The sequence below is a fragment of the Pseudescherichia sp. genome, from assembly GCF_031998825.1.
Taxonomy (GTDB): Bacteria; Pseudomonadota; Gammaproteobacteria; order Enterobacterales; family Enterobacteriaceae; genus Pseudescherichia.
On record NZ_DAMACX010000049.1, the window covers coordinates 1 to 3,312 of the forward strand.

7 protein-coding genes and 1 pseudogene are annotated in these 3,312 nt (G+C 50.3%); all 8 read left to right on the forward strand.

The window, feature by feature from the left end; genetic code table 11:
* Window positions 1-86: hypothetical protein (locus RTP97_RS17675; protein WP_000740161.1), on the forward strand; the 86-nt coding region annotated here is incomplete at its 5' end.
* Between the two features lie 128 nt (window positions 87-214).
* Complete coding sequence (bfd, locus tag RTP97_RS17680) at window positions 215-409, forward strand: bacterioferritin-associated ferredoxin (RefSeq protein ID WP_021265642.1); 195 nt, start codon at window positions 215-217, stop codon at window positions 407-409.
* Window positions 410-479: 70 nt separating this feature from the next.
* On the forward strand, window positions 480-959 hold the full coding sequence (gene bfr / locus RTP97_RS17685; RefSeq protein WP_103821891.1) for a bacterioferritin: 480 nt from the start codon (window positions 480-482) through the stop codon (window positions 957-959).
* 295 nt (window positions 960-1,254) lie between these two features.
* The gene (rpsJ, locus tag RTP97_RS17690; protein ID WP_001181005.1) at window positions 1,255-1,566 is read left to right on the forward strand and encodes a 30S ribosomal protein S10; all 312 of its coding nucleotides are present in this window, start codon (window positions 1,255-1,257) and stop codon (window positions 1,564-1,566) included.
* A gap of 32 nt (window positions 1,567-1,598) precedes the next feature.
* Window positions 1,599-2,228: a 50S ribosomal protein L3 gene (gene rplC / locus RTP97_RS17695; RefSeq protein WP_103821892.1), complete on the forward strand. Its 630-nt coding sequence runs from the start codon at window positions 1,599-1,601 to the stop codon at window positions 2,226-2,228.
* A 10-nt stretch (window positions 2,229-2,238) separates the two neighbouring features.
* Window positions 2,239-2,844, forward strand: coding sequence for a 50S ribosomal protein L4 (gene rplD / locus RTP97_RS17700; RefSeq protein ID WP_042396046.1), 606 nt, complete (start codon window positions 2,239-2,241; stop codon window positions 2,842-2,844).
* Entirely contained in the window at window positions 2,841-3,143 is a 303-nt protein-coding gene (gene rplW, locus RTP97_RS17705; RefSeq protein WP_000617546.1) for a 50S ribosomal protein L23, read from the forward strand. The genes rplD and rplW overlap by 4 nt, the downstream gene beginning before the upstream one ends.
* A 17-nt stretch (window positions 3,144-3,160) precedes the next feature.
* Window positions 3,161-3,312 (forward strand): annotated as a pseudogene (locus RTP97_RS17710) (50S ribosomal protein L2); the annotation flags it as partial.

The window sequence follows — 3,312 nt, forward strand, 5'->3', positions numbered from 1 at the left end:
TCGCGATGGACGACGGTCTGCGTTTCGCAATCCGTGAAGGCGGCCGTACCGTTGGTGCGGGCGTTGTTGCTAAAGTTCTGAGCTAATAATTTATTATCTCTGAATAAAAAAGGACGCTTCGGCGTCCTTTTTTGCGTTCTGCTTTCGGCTTTCTGCTATTGTAATCATAACTATTCTCATTTACACTCTGCGCATAAATTGAACGGGAGCGATTATGTACGTCTGTTTGTGTAATGGGGTAAGTGATAAAACAATTCGCCAGGCCGTGCGCCAGTTTCGCCCCCAATCCTTCCAGCAGCTGCGTAAGTTTATTCCCGTCGGGAACCAGTGCGGTAAGTGCGTCCGCGCGGCCCGCGAGATTATGCAGAACGAGCTGATGCAAATCCCTGAATACCAGGAGATCGCATAAGCGAAAATCTTTTTTTGACATCCCGGTAGCGCCATCTACGCTTCACTTAGTGGAAGCGGAGGGACTAATAATGAAAGGTGATGTCAGAATCATAAGTTATCTCAATAAATTATTGGGAAATGAGCTTGTCGCAATCAATCAGTATTTTCTTCATGCCCGTATGTTCAAAAACTGGGGCCTCACCCGCCTCAACGACGTCGAATATCACGAATCCATAGATGAGATGAAACACGCCGATAAGTACATCGAGCGTATTCTGTTTCTTGAAGGTATTCCAAACCTGCAGGACCTCGGCAAGCTGGGGATCGGTGAAGACGTAGAGGAGATGCTGCGCTCAGACCTGAACCTTGAGCTTGAGGGTGCTAAAGATCTGCGTGAAGCCATCGCCTATGCCGATAGCGTTCATGACTACGTCAGCCGCGATATGATGATTGAGATCCTCGCGGATGAAGAGGGGCATATTGACTGGCTGGAGACCGAGCTGGACCTGATTACAAAAATTGGTCTACAGAACTACCTTCAGTCGCAGCTCAGAGAGCAGGCGAAGTAGCCGTACCGTACAATACACATTACAGTATCATCGAACCCGCTGCCGGCTAACGGCCGCGGGTTTTTTTATAGTGCTTATTTTCTACACGACGCTTGCGTTAATGTCAGTTTTACGTATAATGCGCGGGCTTGTCTAATATAGACAGCGGTTCGATATGAACCACCGGTACTGCGTAAGCGATACCAGACAATGTTCCCAATTGGGGAACTCTGTAAGAACGGTTACACTCTCCCATCAATCGTAATGGGTTTGAGGAGTAACTATTTCGTCTATAAATAATTGGAGCTCTGGTCTCATGCAGAACCAAAGAATCCGTATCCGTCTTAAAGCGTTTGATCATCGTCTGATCGATCAATCAACCGCGGAAATCGTCGAGACTGCCAAGCGCACTGGTGCGCAGGTTCGTGGTCCGATCCCGCTGCCGACCCGCAAAGAGCGCTTTACCGTTCTGATCTCTCCGCACGTTAACAAAGACGCGCGCGATCAGTACGAAATTCGCACTCACAAGCGTCTGGTTGACATCGTTGAGCCAACCGAGAAAACCGTTGATGCTCTGATGCGTCTGGACCTGGCTGCCGGTGTAGACGTGCAGATCAGCCTGGGTTAATCAGGTCATCGAGCGATTGAGAGGTTGATACAATGATTGGTTTAGTCGGTAAAAAAGTGGGTATGACCCGCATCTTCACTGAAGATGGCGTCTCTATCCCAGTAACCGTAATCGAAGTTGAAGCAAACCGCGTTACTCAGATCAAAGATCTGGCTAACGATGGCTACCGTGCCGTTCAGGTCACTACCGGTGCTAAAAAAGCTAACCGTGTAACCAAACCTGAAGCAGGTCACTTTGCTAAAGCTGGCGTTGAAGCTGGCCGTGGTCTGTGGGAATTCCGTCTTGCTGAAGGCGAAGAGTACACCGTAGGTCAGGACATCAGCGTTGAGCTGTTTGCTGAAGTTAAAAAAGTTGACGTAACCGGTACCTCTAAAGGTAAAGGTTTCGCCGGTACCGTTAAGCGCTGGAACTTCCGTACCCAGGACGCGACTCACGGTAACTCCTTGTCCCACCGCGTTCCGGGTTCTATCGGTCAGAACCAGACTCCGGGCAAAGTGTTCAAAGGCAAGAAGATGGCAGGTCAGCTGGGCAACGAACGTGTAACCGTTCAGAGCCTGGACGTAGTACGTGTTGACGCTGAGCGCAACCTGCTGCTGGTTAAGGGTGCTGTTCCGGGTGCTACCGGTAGCGACCTGATCGTTAAACCAGCTGTGAAGGCGTAAGGGGATAGCAATGGAATTAGTATTGAAAGACGCGCAGAGCGCGCTGACTGTTTCCGAAACTACCTTCGGTCGTGATTTCAACGAAGCGCTGGTTCACCAGGTTGTTGTTGCTTATGCAGCTGGTGCTCGTCAGGGTACTCGTGCTCAGAAGACTCGTGCTGAAGTAACTGGTTCCGGTAAAAAACCGTGGCGTCAGAAAGGCACCGGCCGTGCGCGTTCAGGTTCTGTTAAGAGCCCGATCTGGCGTTCAGGTGGCGTGACCTTCGCTGCGCGTCCGCAGGACCACAGTCAAAAAGTTAACAAAAAGATGTACCGCGGCGCGCTGAAAAGCATCCTGTCCGAGCTGGTACGTCAGGATCGTCTGATCGTTGTCGAGCAGTTCTCTCTGGAAGCACCGAAAACCAAGCTTCTGGCTCAGAAACTGAAAGACATGGCTCTGGAAGATGTGCTGATCATCACCGGTGAGCTGGACGAGAACCTGTTCCTGGCCGCACGTAACCTGCACAAGGTTGACGTACGTGACGCAGCAGGTATCGACCCGGTTAGCCTGATCGCCTTCGACAAAGTCGTAATGACTGCTGAGGCTGTTAAGCAAGTTGAGGAGATGCTGGCATGATTCGTGAAGAACGTCTGCTGAAGGTGCTGCGTGCACCGCACGTTTCTGAAAAAGCGTCTACTGCGATGGAAAAAACTAACACCATCGTTCTCAAAGTTGCTAAAGACGCGACTAAAGCAGAGATCAAAGCTGCTGTGCAGAAACTGTTTGAAGTCGAAGTCGAAGTCGTTAACACCCTGGTTGTTAAAGGGAAAGTTAAACGTCACGGACAGCGTATCGGTCGTCGTAGCGACTGGAAAAAAGCTTACGTCACCCTGAAAGAAGGCCAGAACCTGGACTTCGTTGGCGGCGCTGAGTAAGTCGGAGGAGTAATACAATGGCAGTTGTTAAGTGTAAACCGACATCTCCGGGTCGTCGCCACGTTGTTAAAGTGGTTAACCCTGAGCTGCATAAGGGCAAACCTTTTGCTCCGCTGGTTGAAAAAAACAGCAAATCCGGTGGTCGTAACAACAATGGCCGTATCACCAC

Excerpts from the sequence above, each read along its gene's own strand:
- rplD (WP_042396046.1), top strand. The coding sequence starts at position 2,239 with ATGGAATTAGTATTGAAAGACGCGCAGAGCGCGCTGACTGTTTCCGAA.
- rplW (WP_000617546.1), top strand. The coding sequence starts at position 2,841 with ATGATTCGTGAAGAACGTCTGCTGAAGGTGCTGCGTGCACCGCACGTT.
- rplC (WP_103821892.1), top strand. The coding sequence starts at position 1,599 with ATGATTGGTTTAGTCGGTAAAAAAGTGGGTATGACCCGCATCTTCACT.
- rpsJ (WP_001181005.1), top strand. The coding sequence starts at position 1,255 with ATGCAGAACCAAAGAATCCGTATCCGTCTTAAAGCGTTTGATCATCGT.
- bfr (WP_103821891.1), top strand. The coding sequence starts at position 480 with ATGAAAGGTGATGTCAGAATCATAAGTTATCTCAATAAATTATTGGGA.
- bfd (WP_021265642.1), top strand. The coding sequence starts at position 215 with ATGTACGTCTGTTTGTGTAATGGGGTAAGTGATAAAACAATTCGCCAG.